This window comes from Marinobacter psychrophilus, from assembly GCF_001043175.1.
Lineage (GTDB): Bacteria > Pseudomonadota > Gammaproteobacteria > Pseudomonadales > Oleiphilaceae > Marinobacter > Marinobacter psychrophilus.
On the sequence record NZ_CP011494.1, the window covers coordinates 578,654 to 591,530 of the forward strand.

General features: G+C 55.5%; 13 protein-coding genes. 5 read left to right on the top strand and 8 right to left on the bottom strand.

Translation table 11 applies throughout. The features are described from left to right. Positions 1 to 9: 9 nt before the first annotated feature. From ABA45_RS02525 to ABA45_RS02535, 3 genes are all read right to left on the bottom strand, one after another. Complete coding sequence (locus ABA45_RS02525) at positions 10 to 726, bottom strand: FKBP-type peptidyl-prolyl cis-trans isomerase (RefSeq protein ID WP_048384208.1); 717 nt, start codon at positions 724 to 726, stop codon at positions 10 to 12. Between the two features lie 193 nt (positions 727 to 919). Continuing rightward, positions 920 to 1,300, bottom strand: coding sequence for a DUF4124 domain-containing protein (locus ABA45_RS02530; RefSeq protein WP_048384209.1), 381 nt, complete (start codon positions 1,298 to 1,300; stop codon positions 920 to 922). Continuing rightward, on the bottom strand, positions 1,297 to 1,857 hold the full coding sequence (locus ABA45_RS02535) for a TIGR02444 family protein (protein WP_048384210.1): 561 nt from the start codon (positions 1,855 to 1,857) through the stop codon (positions 1,297 to 1,299). Before ABA45_RS02535 ends, ABA45_RS02530 begins: the two co-directional genes overlap by 4 nt. Before the next feature lie 37 nt (positions 1,858 to 1,894). Between ABA45_RS02535 and ABA45_RS02540 the strand changes: the two genes are divergently transcribed. After that, the gene (locus ABA45_RS02540; RefSeq protein ID WP_048384211.1) at positions 1,895 to 3,835 is read left to right on the top strand and encodes an ATP-binding cassette domain-containing protein; all 1,941 of its coding nucleotides are present in this window, start codon (positions 1,895 to 1,897) and stop codon (positions 3,833 to 3,835) included. An 80-nt stretch (positions 3,836 to 3,915) separates the two neighbouring features. Here the strand turns inward: ABA45_RS02540 and ppx are convergent, their stop codons facing one another. After that, positions 3,916 to 5,442 carry an exopolyphosphatase gene (gene ppx / locus ABA45_RS02545; RefSeq protein WP_048384212.1) on the bottom strand — a complete coding sequence of 509 codons (1,527 nt, stop codon included), beginning with the start codon at positions 5,440 to 5,442 and terminating at the stop codon, positions 3,916 to 3,918. A gap of 276 nt (positions 5,443 to 5,718) precedes the next feature. Here ppx and trxA point away from each other — a divergent pair, with 276 nt between their 5' ends. Both trxA and mobA read left to right on the top strand, forming a co-directional pair. After that, a complete protein-coding gene (gene trxA, locus ABA45_RS02550; protein WP_018402620.1) occupies positions 5,719 to 6,045 on the top strand; it encodes a thioredoxin TrxA in 327 nt (108 codons plus the stop codon). Between the two features lie 216 nt (positions 6,046 to 6,261). Continuing rightward, positions 6,262 to 6,867 (top strand): molybdenum cofactor guanylyltransferase MobA, encoded by a 606-nt coding sequence (gene mobA / locus ABA45_RS02555; protein WP_048384213.1) that lies wholly within the window; start codon positions 6,262 to 6,264, stop codon positions 6,865 to 6,867. An 8-nt stretch (positions 6,868 to 6,875) separates the two neighbouring features. On the opposite strand, the gene ABA45_RS02560 is transcribed toward mobA, so the two are convergent. From ABA45_RS02560 to moaB, 4 genes are all read right to left on the bottom strand, one after another. Next, positions 6,876 to 7,358: a molybdenum cofactor biosynthesis protein MoaE gene (locus tag ABA45_RS02560; RefSeq protein WP_048384214.1), complete on the bottom strand. Its 483-nt coding sequence runs from the start codon at positions 7,356 to 7,358 to the stop codon at positions 6,876 to 6,878. A 3-nt stretch (positions 7,359 to 7,361) separates the two neighbouring features. Further along, positions 7,362 to 7,622: a molybdopterin converting factor subunit 1 gene (gene moaD, locus ABA45_RS02565; protein WP_048384215.1), complete on the bottom strand. Its 261-nt coding sequence runs from the start codon at positions 7,620 to 7,622 to the stop codon at positions 7,362 to 7,364. 2 nt (positions 7,623 to 7,624) lie between these two features. Next, positions 7,625 to 8,839: a molybdopterin molybdotransferase MoeA gene (locus tag ABA45_RS02570; protein ID WP_048384216.1), complete on the bottom strand. Its 1,215-nt coding sequence runs from the start codon at positions 8,837 to 8,839 to the stop codon at positions 7,625 to 7,627. Between the two features lie 83 nt (positions 8,840 to 8,922). Next, positions 8,923 to 9,495 (bottom strand): molybdenum cofactor biosynthesis protein B, encoded by a 573-nt coding sequence (moaB, locus tag ABA45_RS02575; protein ID WP_048384217.1) that lies wholly within the window; start codon positions 9,493 to 9,495, stop codon positions 8,923 to 8,925. A gap of 431 nt (positions 9,496 to 9,926) precedes the next feature. Between moaB and rho the strand changes: the two genes are divergently transcribed. Both rho and ubiD read left to right on the top strand, forming a co-directional pair. Further along, positions 9,927 to 11,189: a transcription termination factor Rho gene (gene rho / locus ABA45_RS02580; protein ID WP_048384218.1), complete on the top strand. Its 1,263-nt coding sequence runs from the start codon at positions 9,927 to 9,929 to the stop codon at positions 11,187 to 11,189. A 175-nt stretch (positions 11,190 to 11,364) separates the two neighbouring features. After that, a complete protein-coding gene (gene ubiD / locus ABA45_RS02585; RefSeq protein WP_048384219.1) occupies positions 11,365 to 12,876 on the top strand; it encodes a 4-hydroxy-3-polyprenylbenzoate decarboxylase in 1,512 nt (503 codons plus the stop codon). Position 12,877: the final 1 nt, after the last annotated feature.

Sequence of the window (12,877 nt, forward strand, 5' to 3'; positions counted from 1 at the left end):
AACAAGCCGTTACTGGGCGCTGTCCGGGTTAACCGCTATCAGTTCCACGTCAAAAACCAATGTTTCATTGGGACCAATCGCGCGATTGCCGCCCGGGCCATATGCTAGGTCTGATGGGATATAGAGTTTGTAACGCGCGCCTTCGTTCATCAGCTGCAAGCCCTCTGTCCAGCCGGGAATGACCTGGTCTAGGCGGAATGAAACAGGTTCACCGCGCTCGCGGGAGCTGTCAAACACCTCGCCATTCAACAACTCGCCCGTGTAGTGGACTGTTACCGTTTCGCCGGCGCTTGGTTGTGGGCCATTACCGGCTTCGAGCACTTCGTACTGCAAGCCGGAATCGGTGGTTGCTACGCCCTCGCGCTTGGCATTTTCAGCCAGAAAAGCGTTTCCCGCATCCACATTTTTCTGCGCCATTTCCCCCATTTGCTTGGACTGATCTTCCTGCAGTTTCTGCTGGTAAGCCATTAGCGCTTCTTGAATTTCTTCCTGGGTCATCCGGCGCTGTGCCTGATCGCTGCTGTTGCCGTGCTGAATGCCCTGCAGAAACTGTTCCATCTGCAGGTCTGGCAGGTCGTTACCCATGCGCTCACCCATTACTAAGCCCATGCCGTAACTGACTTTTTCGCTGTTGGATTCCAGCGTGGGGTCATTAGGTGCTTCTTGAGCGGAAGAGCAGCCCGCAACAAGGCCGGCAATCGTCAGTGCAAACAGCGTTTTCTTCATGAATCCATCCTTTATATTAATAAATAAATCGCAACGGCCAGGCTTGGCCGGCGCCGGCTGATTGAGGGTATCCGATATAATGCTGGCGAGAAGGTACCTATAACATCGGCTTTACGCCACTGAATATCTGTTAATGGCCAAACGGCCACTCACTTAATTGCCCGAAGCACCGACTAACGTCATGAGGCACTTACTAACTTCCTGAAGCACCCACGCCCATGTTGAATGGCGCTTTATACGGTGCCTGCCAGTCAACTTCAGACTCTGCGTTGCCAGCCGTGCCACGTAGTGGGTTCGGCCGTTCTATGGCCAAGGTGTTCCAGGGCCCCCGGGGCGGTGGCTGGTCAGCATAATGCCAGTTGCCATTGGTATCTCGCCACTTGAAAATAATGTCGGGTGAATCTATCACCACTGATTCTGGAACCAGAGTTTCGAAGGCGGGAATTTCTGTCGATTTTTTTTCTTGAGCCAATGGCTGTGTTACTTGCTCGGGCGTTCCCAAACCAAAAATAATGAGCAATAACAATACGCCCAAAGCAGGAAAGGCTAGCCGTACCAGCCATTTAATCATCATGTTGATTGCGCTCCGGGGCGCGAAAAAGTCAAAACAGATGCCAGTTGATGAATATCTGAGGCAGCTGCTCGTGCGCTGTCTGCACAAGGCGCCGCTGCTGTCAGATTGCCGATGATCAAAATGTTGCGATCTTGCATCGCCGGCTCTTCTGTTTGAGTGTTCAGCGTTTGCCACGCCAGAGCGAGTTCGACACGCTCGGCTTCAAGTTCCAAGCGGGCCACGCCTGCGCGCAAGTTATAACAACTTCCGGACTCTTTCGGCAGTGCTCTTTTTATGTCACGCAGTGCCACGGTTACACGGTTGCGCCACTCTGTTACCGTAACAGCCTCTAGCCCGGAGTAAGTTCTGTGCTGATTTGCTTGCCAAGCCGCACATAGAATGCGGGTCACACTCCAGCCTTGTTGTTGCAATGACAGGCAGGCAGACGCAACGCCCGGTTTTTGCCAGCATGATAGGGCAAAAGACCAAAGCTCTGTGTCGGTCTGCAAAACTGCCGGCAGTGCCAGGCTGGCTGCGGTTTGCGGTATGACCGTAATATCGTCCGGTGCAGTTTCCAAGGCTTCCCTGAAATTATTAAAGTGCCAGAATTAAAACATGTTAACAATTAGTGATCTTAGTTTACAACGAGGTGGTGCGTGGTTACTAGAAGGCGTCAGCCTGACCGTGCAACCGGGCCAACGCATGGCCATTGTGGGCGCCAATGGTGCCGGCAAGTCCAGTTTGTTTCAGCTTTTATTGGGTGATTTGGCGCCAGAGCGCGGCAATTTTTCTCTGCCCGGAGGCTGTCGCATTGCTCACATGGCTCAGGAAGTTGAGGCGACCGGGCGTAGCGCGCGAGACTTTGTATTGGACGGCGATTTCGATTTGCGCCGCCTGGAACACGAACTGGCAAGAGCGGAAGTTGCGCAGGACGACCTGGCCCAAGCCCGTATCCATGGCGAGTTAGACCTGCACGAGGCGTGGTCTGCATCGCGCCGCGCCGAGTCGCTGCTACGCGGGTTGGGCTTCAGTGATGGCGATGCTGATCACCCGGTTTCGAGTTTCTCGGGAGGCTGGCGGATTCGTCTGAATTTGGCCCAGGCGCTGATGCGCCCGTCCGATTTGATGCTGCTGGACGAGCCGACCAACCACCTGGATCTGGACGCTTGTCTTTGGCTGGAAAACTGGCTACGGCGCTACTCTGGAACCCTGCTGTTCATCTCCCACGACCGGGATTTCATGGACAGAGTCGCGACACATGTCGTGCACTTTGATCGGCGCGATCTGGCACTGTATAGCGGTAATTACTCAGCCTTTGAAGTCCAGCGCAGCGAGCGCCTGGCCCAACAGCAGGCCGGATTCGAGCGTCAGCAAGCCCGCATTGCTGAGATTCAGCGTTTTATTGACCGATTCAAGGCTCAAGCCACCAAGGCTCGTCAGGCCCAGAGCCGAGTGAAATCTCTGGAGCGCATGGAAAAAATTGCCCCTGCACACATTGATTCACCGTTCAATTTTCAATTTCCTTTAGCCGAAAAAGTGTCAAACCCGCTGCTGAGCATCCGCCAGGGCCAAGCCGGTCACGGCGACGTGACGATTCTGCGCAACCTGAACCTGAGCTTGTTACCGGGCAGTCGCATTGGTCTGCTTGGCCCTAATGGTGCGGGTAAATCCACTCTTATGGACAGTCTGCGGGGTGAGGCGACGCTGATTAACGGTGAGCGTACCTGCGGCGAGCATCTGGCTATTGGCTATTTTGCCCAGCATCAGCTCGAATCCCTTGATTTGGACGCCAGCCCCTTTTTGCACCTGCAGCGCTTGAGCCCGCGGGCGTCGGATCAGAGTATTCGCAATTTTCTCGGCGGTTTTGACTTTCATGGCAATGCGGCCCTGTCACCGATACGGTCCTTCTCCGGCGGCGAAAAAGCTCGGGTGGCGCTGGCAGTGATCGCCTGGCAGCGGCCCAATCTGCTGCTGCTGGATGAGCCTACCAACCATCTTGATCTGGAAATGCGCCAGGCGCTCACCATGGCCTTGCAGAACTTTGATGGCGCCATTGTGGTGGTGTCGCACGATCGCCACTTGCTGCGCAACACCGTCGATGAGTTCTGGCTGGTGAACGATGGCCGCGTCGTTGAGTACCAGGGAGACCTTGAGGATTATGAGCGCTGGCTGGCGGATCGCCGCAAAGACGACACCGAGGCGCCAAAGCGACTGTCTGTTGCCGCAGAGGGTGGCCAAGACGCGGCATTCAATGGTGAAAGTGCCGATGACCGCAAGGTCCGCAAGCGCGCCGAGGCGGCTGTGCGCCAGAAAATTAGCCCGTTCCGCAAACAGCAGGCCACACTGGAAAAACAGATGGATAGCATGCAGGCTGCGCTGGCGGAGATGGACGCCGAGCTTACCAATCCGGCGCTGTACAGTGACAGCGGCAAACAACAGTTAAAAACGCTGTTGGGCCGGCAGGCCGAGGCGCGCCAAAAAATGGCAGCTGTAGAGATTCAGTGGCTGGACGTCAGCGAAACGGTCGAAGCTCTGGAAGCGGAGCTGGAAAGTTGAGGCTGGCCCACTACTTTGCAGCAGAAACTGATACGTCTGGCGCCAGTTTCTTACTCGGTGATTTTTTAATCAGTGATTTTTTATTCAGTGATGATGTCCAGACTGAAGTCCTGACGTAACAGGTAGTCCCGTTCATTTTCCAGGTCTGCCAAGGTTAGTGGGCGTTGTTCCAGCCAGCCCTTAGGGAAGCGGATGCTGAGCTTGTTCGTTGACGCTTTCAACGTCAGCTCTGGTGGTTCTTCCAGATTGCGGGCGTGCTGCAGCAGTACGCCCAGGCGCACCAGTATGCATAGGTAGCGCAAGCGCGGGATGTCTTCAGCTAAGGTTCCGGCCCAAATGGCTGAAGTAAACTTGCGCCGGTGCCCGCGCACCAAGGCCGCCAGATCCCACTGGAACTGTTGGGTAAAACCGGGCAAGTCCGAATATTGTAAAAGATAAGCACCGTGCTTGTGGTATTGGCTGTGTGAGATGGTCAAGCCAATTTCATGCAGCTTGCAGGCCCAGCGCAGGGTATCTTCGTCGCTGAAGCTGTTCACCTTCCAGGTTTCCGCAACTTGCGCCCAAGCTGCCACCGCGCTGGCTTCTACGGCGGCGCCGTGCTGCTGGTCAACGTGGTAGCGTTCTTGTAATGCGGAAATGGTTCGTTCCCGCACATCTTCATGGCGTATTCGCCCGACAATTCCGTACAGTAGGCCTTCGCGCAGCGCGCCATCGGCAAAGCTCATGGTTTCAATTCCCAGCGACTGAAACGCGCCCATTAGAATGGCGAAGCCGCCAGGGAAAATACTTTGCCGGTCTGGGCGCACACCAATTTCGCTTAAACGCTCAACGTGGCCCATGCTAACCAGCCGTTTACGCAATTCCTGCATGGCTTCCAGAGTGATGGTGCCATCGGTAATCTTGAGCGTGGCCAGAGCCTGGCCGATGGCTTTTACCGACCCTGACGAACCCACGGCGCTTTGCCAGCCCATCGCCCGATACTGGCGGCGAATACTCTGCAGTTCTTGCTCGGCATGAGTGATGGCACGGTCTAAACTGCGGCGACTGATTTTTCCGTCCTGAAAGTAGCGATTACGAAACGACACGCAGCCCATGTGCATGCTTTCCAGGGCTTCCGGCTCAAAGCGTTGGCCAATCACAAATTCGGTGCTACCGCCGCCTATGTCGATCACCAGCCGGCGGCCGGTGTCGTCAGAAAGAGTGTGGGCAACGCCCAGGTAAATCAATCGCGCTTCCTCACGCCCGGCAATCACTTCTACCGGGTAGCCCAGCACTTCCTCAGCCCGGCTGAGAAACTCGTTGGCATTGCGAGCAATGCGCAGGGCGTTAGTGCCAACAATTTGTACAGCTTCCGGAGGCATGCCCTGCAGGCGCTGGGCAAAGCGGCTCAGGCAGGCCAGAGCTCGTTCCTGAACTTCGTCGGTCAGGCGGTTTTGGGCGTCAAGCCCGGCTCCGAGCTGAACTTTTTCGCCCATTTTTTCCATGGTACGAATTTCACCGTGCACCAGGCGCGCAACCACCATGTGAAAGCTGTTTGAGCCCATATCGATAGCGGCAAGCATATCAGGAGGCGCGGTAACGTTTTCGGCGTTGGGTTCTGCCGTCACTGGGTTATGAATCCTTGTGGGATGAACGTAGGGCGTACTATAGCGATAACCCAAGGGCCTGTCAGCCAGCCTGACTGTCGGTGGTTTATCGAGCGTGGAATTCCCCGCATGTCAGCGAAGGCTTCACAACTGCTGGAGCAATGGCGTAAAGTATTGTCCATTGAAAGCATGGTCTAAGAAAAGCGTGAATTGTCACGCAGTTTTCAAAATGATAACGATAGTCAATACAGCTAACTGCATCTGTTACCGGGCAGATGCCAGAAACAGGAAATCAGAATGAGCGCAAATATTGTTAACGTAACCGATGCCTCCTTTGAACAGGACGTACTGCAGTCTGATGTGCCGGTACTGGTGGATTACTGGGCTGAGTGGTGTGGCCCATGTAAAATGATCGCGCCGGTGCTGGAAGAAATTGCCGAGGAGTATGCCGGCAAGCTGAAAGTCTGTAAGCTCAACATCGATGAGAATGAGCAAACGCCACCCAAGTTCAACATCCGTGGTATTCCTACGTTGATGCTGTTCAAAAATGGCAATGTGGACGCGACCAAAGTAGGTGCTTTGTCTAAGTCCCAGCTGGCAGCGTTTCTGGACAGCAATCTCTGATTGCATAGCCCGACTGGAGAACCGACTCAACAGCCTGACTGAAAAGCCAGGCTAAAAAACCGCCCCGGAGCTCTGCTCGAGGGCGGTTTTTTATGGTGCCAGTCGCGCCCCTGACGCCTGTAATGACACTAGCGGAAATGCTGGTTACGGTCATAATGCAGACATTGGCGACAATGAACTCGACGGCGACAGGTAAAACGGCCATAAAAAAACGTGATGAACACTGACCCCCTCAGTCCCCAAGCACCCTTGCCGGTTGTTGGCCTGCTATTGGCAGGAGGTGCGGGCACGCGTATGGATGGCAAAGACAAAGGCATGTTGCACTGGCGCGGCAGGCCTATGGCAGCCTGGGTTGCGGAGGCTTTACGATCCGCAACCGGTTCGCCGCTGATCAGCGCCAACCGTTCCATCGAGGAATACAGCCGCTTGGGAGAAGTGTTTACTGACGCTCCTGAGTTTGCTGGGCAAGGTCCACTGGCGGGCCTGTTAGCAGGTTTGCAGGAAGCCGGAGACCGCGGATACGGGGCGGTGCTGGTGTGCCCCTGCGACACGCCCGGCGTTACCCCTGCGCTACTGCGGCAGCTGTTGCAGGCCTGGCGCAGCGCTCCCGATCGGCCAGTGATAGCCCGGTGCGACGGGCGCGATCATCCGTTACACGGGGTTTATCCGGTGGCTATGGCGGCGGCGCTTGAGCAGCAGCTGTGTAACGATAACCGTCGGGTTATGATGTTTGCCCGCAGCCAGCAGGCCCAATCTTTAGAATGTCCTGGACTGTCTGAGCTGTTCACCAACCGCAATCGGCCGCAAGATTTAAAGGATTGACGGCCATGCTACCAATCTTCTGAGCGCGCAACGTCTGATGCTTTCTGCTCGACCCAATGTTCACCTGCGTCTGTCAGTTCTTTCTTCCAGAACGGCGCCGATGTTTTTAGCGCGTCCATAATAAATTCGCAGGCGGCAAAGGCGTCGCGCCGGTGGGCACTGCATACTCCTACAAACACAATTTGTGACTTTAGGGGTAAGCGGCCTATGCGATGTATCACTCGCGCTTTGCGCACATCCCAGCGCTGGCAAGCCTGTGCGATCAAATCACCAATGACCTGTTCAGTCATGCCTGGGTAGTGTTCCAGAAACAGCCCGGTTACGCCTTGGCGATCACCGCTGTCGCGCACCAGTCCGGTGAATGTGGCGATAGCGCCCGTGCCCGCGCCGCTGTCGCGAAGTTGCGAGTACTCTTGCGCTGCATCAAAATCCGCGTTTTGGATACTGACGCTGGGTACAGTCTGTGAATAGGCAAAAGACTTTTGCGGCATTCACTAACCTCCTGTCACGGGCGGGAAAAACGCTACTTCATCACCTGGTTTAACGGGCGATTGCGGTTTTGCCATGGCCTGGTTGATGGCAATCATCACCGGTTGGCCGGTGATTAGCTGGCCCCAGGGCCCGCCTCGGCTGGCCAGAGTTGCCAGCAAGTCTGCGGCCGTCTGGCCTGCGGGTGCCGGCATGGTTAAATGTACGGTGCCCAGTTCTTCGCGTAAGCGGGCAAAAAAACGAACGCTAAGGGTCTGCTCAGGCATGGTCAGTTCACCAATTCAGAAAATGGAAAGTAAGTGATGATGTCGCCAGGGCCTAGGGTGCTGTGTTCCGGCACTAATGCTAAGCCGTCAGCCCAGCAGGCTGAACTGAGAACCCCAGAACTCTGGTTGGGGAACGCTTTGGCCACGGTGTTGCCCTGGTCCTGCTCCAGCCGAACGCGCGCGTATTCCCGCCGTACGGAGGCAGAACCAACGCTGAACCCGGCCGCGACTTGCTGGCCTAACGGGTGGATGTTTAGGCGCCCCTGGCGCTGGCGAATATACGGCATGCCCACCACTAAAAATGTGACCAGCACCGCCGCCGGATTGCCAGGCAAACCCAGTACCGGGGTACCGCCGATATCACCAAATGCCAGCGGTTTACCGGGCTTGATCGCCATGCGCCACAGTGAGAGTTGGCCAGATTCGTCCAATACCTCACGCACATGGTCTTCCTCACCCACAGACACGCCGCCACTGGTAATTACCAGGTCGGCGGCCTTTGCTGCGCGCTGAAGAGCAGTTCGGGTACCCTCACGGGTGTCTGCCAAGCTCTCACACAGCACCACCTCACAGCCAGCTTGGTCCAACAGGCCCAACAACGTGTAGCGGTTGGTGTTGTAAATCTGACCGACTTCGAGCGGTGTGCCTGGATCGACCAGCTCATCGCCGGTGGTTAGTATTGCCACTTTCAGTTTTTCGAACACTTCAACCTCGGCAATGCCCATGCTGGCCAGCAGGCCCATTTCCTGGGGGCGAATCAGGGTGCCTTGGGCCAGAGCCAAGTTGCCCGCGGCCAGGTCTTGGCCACGACGGCGGATATTCTGATCAAGTTTTACGTCGCCGTCGATTAGCACGCCTTCGGCATCAACCTTTGTGCGCTCCTGCATCACAACGGTATTAGCACCTGATGGTATTTCGGAGCCAGTAAAAATCCGTGCGGCAGTGCCGGCAGCCAACGCCCCCGGTGCCTGGCCGGCGGGAATTCGCGCCGAAACCAAAAGCGGCTTTCCGGGTCGGAAATCCTCTGCGCGCAAAGCATAGCCGTCTACCGCGCTGTTATCGGCTGGCGGCACATCAGCGAGCACGGTGTAATCTCGAGCCAACACCCGGCCCAGAGTGCTGTGAACCTGGGCAAGTTCAATCGCCGCTGGCGGTGCGGCAAGGGTCAGTAAATGCCGTATGGCATCTTCAACGGGGGTTAGATCGACGGCGGCCATGGTATCTGCTTTCCTTGTTAGGGGTTGTTAGGCGTGAAAACGAGATGACTGATGGGCTGTTAGCGCACCTTCTATAGTACTTTTTAGCGCACAGCGTTTTTACCGATCACTTGGCTCAGGCGTGCTATTGCCCGATCTGGCTTGCGCCCGACCAGTGCCGAAAAGTTGCAAGGGCCGTGGCGGCTGTCTAGCTGGGTGGACAGAATGCCGTTCCAGCCTGTGCGACAGGCGCCGGTAGATCCAGGCAGACAGAATATGACTGTGTGATTGGCCAGTCCGCCAAACGCTCGGGACTGGATGGTCGAGGTGCCAATTTCTGCGGCTGATAGCCGGCGAAATTCTTCGCCGAAACCTTCTATGCTTTTGTCCAGCAAAGGCCGAAGGGCCTCTGGCGTGCTGTCGCGCTCATGAAAGCCGGTGCCGCCGGTAATCACAACGGCATGAACCTGTGGGTCCGCTATCCAGCTACTGATCAGCGCACGCATCAAATAAACATCGTCTGGCAAGATGCGCCGCGCAATCAGAGTGTGGCCGGCCTCGACCACGCTGTCTTCCAGAAATTGGCCGGAGCTGTCCTGGCCTTCGCCGCGGGTGTCCGACACTGTCAATATGGCTATATTCATAGGAATCAGTTCGTGGCTTGGCTTGCTGCTCATGGGCGGCTCCTGTTTTTAGCGATAAAAAGTGTGAAAGAGTTCAGCCTTTAGTATCCGCATCGTGGGGCGACAATGGAAGGGAATACCTCTTTGTAGGGAACCGCCCAAGACCCATAGGAAGCGCCCAAGGCAAGCCTCCGGATGTAAGCGATGCCTGGATAAAACGGCCTGAATGCGCAATCCTTTGCGAAATTAATGGTTTTTTCGGCTATGGCCTTGACATTCGGAGCCGAGGTAGCAGATTATCAATGTCGCCTTGCGAACGATTGTTCCCACTCGCTGGCTTCGGTACTCATTTTCTGGACTTTATTATCTCCCGGTTGCTCCATCTGGCCAGCATCCCATTCTTTAGACTGTACTTATCAATCCGTTCCGGGGCACCCCTTCACCCTAACGTTCGCTTTCTTCCATTCCTGAAAATTCAATAAACTATGAATCTTACTGAACTCAAACAGAATTCCATGCCCGAGTTGCTCGAAATTGCGCAAGAAATGGGCCTCGATAATCTTGCACGCTCGCGCAAGCAAGACGTTATCTTCACTATACTCAAGCGCCACGCCAAAGGCGGAGAAGACATCTACGGCGATGGCGTACTGGAAATTCTGCAGGACGGTTTTGGTTTCCTCCGTTCTGCCGATGCTTCCTATCTGGCGGGTCCTGACGACATTTATGTGTCACCCAGCCAGATTCGCCGTTTTAATCTGCGTACTGGCGACACCATTTCAGGGAAAATTCGCCCGCCCAAAGACGGCGAGCGCTATTTTGCGCTGTTGAAGGTCAGCGAGATCAACTTTGACAAGCCCGATAACGCTCGTAACAAGATCTTGTTTGAGAACCTGACCCCGTTATTCCCAGACGAGCGCATGCACCTGGAAGCCGGTAACGGCAGCACGGAGGACTTGTTTTCTCGGGTATTGGATCTGGTCGCGCCTATCGGTAAGGGTCAGCGTGGTTTGATTGTGTCGCCGCCCAAGGCCGGTAAAACCTTGCTGATGCAGAGTATTGCCCAGTCGATCACCCGTAACCATCCGGAATGTCACATTATTGTGCTGCTGATCGATGAGCGCCCGGAAGAAGTAACGGAAATGCAGCGCACCGTGCGCGGCGAAGTGATTGCGTCAACCTTTGACGAGCCGCCAGCCCGCCACGTACAAGTGGCAGAAATGGTTATCGAAAAAGCCAAACGCTTGGTCGAACACAAAAAAGACGTGGTCATCCTGTTGGATTCCATCACCCGTCTGGCCCGGGCCTACAACACTGTGATCCCGTCCTCTGGCAAAGTACTGACCGGTGGTGTTGACGCCCACGCCCTGGAAAAGCCCAAGCGCTTTTTCGGCGCTGCGCGTAATGTTGAAGAAGGCGGCAGCCTGACCATTGTCGCCACCGCTTTGGTGAACACCGGTTCCAAAATGGACGAAGTGATTTACGAAGAATTCAAAGGCACCGGCAACATGGAGATCCACTTGGATCGCAAGATTGCCGAAAAGCGTACCTACCCGGCTATCAACATCCGCAGCTCCGGTACCCGCCGCGAAGACCTGCTGATGAGCGAAGCCGACATCCAGAAAGTGTGGATACTGCGCAAGCTACTGCACTCTATGGACGACGACACCGCAGCCATCGAGTTTTTGTTGGATAAGCTCAAAGACACCAAGACGAACGACGAGTTCTTCCAGTCTATGAAGCGCCGCTAAGATTCCTAGCGCATTTTTGGGGTGTTGCGCCGTACCGGAGGAAAGTCTCCCCCGGTACGGCTCCCAGAATGCGGTCCCTCATCCTGTTAGAGCTCAGAGTTACATTGTCTGAACGATTAACCAGAACCAATCTCCCAGAACTCACGTACATGACCGGAACTAACCGGAGCAACGCATGAAGTACAACGACCTGCGAGATTTTATTAACCAGCTGGAAAAGTTGGGCGAACTCAAACGCATTTCAGTCGAAGTAGACCCCCACCTGGAAATAACTGAAATCTGCGACCGCACACTGCGTGCTGGCGGACCGGCCTTGCTGTTTGAAAATCCTAAGGGGTATGACATGCCGGTGCTGGCCAACCTGTTTGGCACCACTAGGCGAGTTGCTTTGGGTATGGGGCAAGAGAACGTTACCGCGCTGCGCGATATTGGCAAACTACTGGCGTTTTTGAAAGAGCCCGATCCCCCCAAGGGTTTTAGAGACGCCATCGAAAAACTGCCGCTGTTCCGACAGGTTATGCGCATGAGCCCTAAAGTTTTACGCTCTGCACCCTGCCAGGATGTGGTGATCGAGAAAGACAAAGTCGACCTCTACCAGATACCCGTGCAGCACTGCTGGCCGGGGGATGCTGGCCCGCTGGTTACCTGGCCGCTGGTGATTACCCGTGGTCCCCATAAAGAACGCCAGAATCTGGGTATTTATCGGCAGCAGGTGATCGGACGCAATCGCTTGATTATGCGCTGGCTTAGCCACCGTGGTGGTGCATTGGATTTTCGCGACTGGCAGAAAGCAAATCCCGGCCAGCCGTATCCGGTGGCTGTCGCTCTTGGTGCGGACCCCGCAACGATTCTGGGAGCAGTGACGCCGGTTCCGGACTCGCTGTCCGAATACGCCTTTGCAGGTTTGCTTCGTGGCAGCCGTACCGAGTTGGTGAAGGCCGGGTTAAGCGATCTGCAGGTGCCAGCAAGCGCTGAAATTGTGTTGGAAGGGTTTATTTATCCCGACGATATGGCGCCGGAAGGCCCGTTTGGTGACCATACCGGTTATTACAACGAGGTTGGCCGGTTCCCGGTGTTCACCGTCGAGCGTATGACCCATCGTAAAGACCCGATTTACCACAGTACCTACACCGGCCGCCCGCCCGATGAGCCGGCGATTCTGGGTGTGGCGCTGAACGAAGTGTTCATCCCCATTCTGCAAAAGCAATTTCCCGAAATTGTTGATTTCTATCTGCCGCCAGAGGGCTGTTCATACCGCCTGGCGATCGTAACGATGAAAAAGCAATACCCGGGACACGCTAAACGGGTGATGATGGGTGTATGGTCGTTTCTGCGTCAGTTTATGTACACAAAGTTTGTTATTGTGACTGACGACGACATCAATGCCCGCAACTGGGAAGACGTTATCTGGGCCATGACCACCCGAATGGACCCGGCACGCGATACCATGATGGTGGAAAATACCCCTATCGACTATTTGGACTTTGCCTCACCGGTATCGGGTCTGGGCTCGAAAATGGGCATGGATGCGACTAATAAGTGGCCTGGTGAAACCGACCGCGAGTGGGGTGAACCCATTGCCATGACTTCCGAGGTGAAACAGCGGGTGGACGAACTGTGGGATAGCTTGGGAATTACTTTGCCGGCGAATTCCGGGGTTAAAACCGTGTCCGGCCGCCCCGACTGAT

Excerpts from the sequence above, each read along its gene's own strand:
- ABA45_RS02525 (WP_048384208.1), bottom strand. The coding sequence starts at position 726 with ATGAAGAAAACGCTGTTTGCACTGACGATTGCCGGCCTTGTTGCGGGC.
- ABA45_RS02530 (WP_048384209.1), bottom strand. The coding sequence starts at position 1,300 with ATGATGATTAAATGGCTGGTACGGCTAGCCTTTCCTGCTTTGGGCGTA.
- ABA45_RS02540 (WP_048384211.1), top strand. The coding sequence starts at position 1,895 with ATGTTAACAATTAGTGATCTTAGTTTACAACGAGGTGGTGCGTGGTTA.
- trxA (WP_018402620.1), top strand. The coding sequence starts at position 5,719 with ATGAGCGCAAATATTGTTAACGTAACCGATGCCTCCTTTGAACAGGAC.
- mobA (WP_048384213.1), top strand. The coding sequence starts at position 6,262 with ATGAACACTGACCCCCTCAGTCCCCAAGCACCCTTGCCGGTTGTTGGC.
- ABA45_RS02560 (WP_048384214.1), bottom strand. The coding sequence starts at position 7,358 with ATGCCGCAAAAGTCTTTTGCCTATTCACAGACTGTACCCAGCGTCAGT.
- moaD (WP_048384215.1), bottom strand. The coding sequence starts at position 7,622 with ATGCCTGAGCAGACCCTTAGCGTTCGTTTTTTTGCCCGCTTACGCGAA.
- ABA45_RS02570 (WP_048384216.1), bottom strand. The coding sequence starts at position 8,839 with ATGGCCGCCGTCGATCTAACCCCCGTTGAAGATGCCATACGGCATTTA.
- moaB (WP_048384217.1), bottom strand. The coding sequence starts at position 9,495 with ATGAGCAGCAAGCCAAGCCACGAACTGATTCCTATGAATATAGCCATA.
- rho (WP_048384218.1), top strand. The coding sequence starts at position 9,927 with ATGAATCTTACTGAACTCAAACAGAATTCCATGCCCGAGTTGCTCGAA.
- ubiD (WP_048384219.1), top strand. The coding sequence starts at position 11,365 with ATGAAGTACAACGACCTGCGAGATTTTATTAACCAGCTGGAAAAGTTG.